Consider the following 215-nt stretch of genomic DNA (forward strand, 5'->3'; position numbering starts at 1 on the left):
CTCCGGGAGCCCCTCGCCGGAGGCCCACAACGCTGCGGTGCAGCGCATGATCCAGGCCGGTGCCGTGCCGGTGACCTGGTTCTCCGTGGCGGCCGAGTTCCAGCTCGACCCCAGGTTCCACGACGCCCCGCACCGCATGCGCCTGATGCAGGAGAACATGCCGGCCATGGTCATGGGCGCCCGCGCCTTCGTCAACGGCGTCGACCAGGGCAAGC

The 215-nt window shown here is 71.2% G+C and carries 1 pseudogene; it reads left to right on the forward strand.

Going from position 1 to position 215, the window contains the following annotated elements:
• Positions 1-109: pseudogene (locus IG94_RS43995) on the forward strand (hydrolase); the annotation flags it as partial.
• Between the last annotated feature and the right edge of the window lie 106 nt (positions 110-215).

This window comes from Streptomyces olivaceus (assembly GCF_000721235.1).
GTDB lineage: Bacteria > Actinomycetota > Actinomycetes > Streptomycetales > Streptomycetaceae > Streptomyces > Streptomyces olivaceus.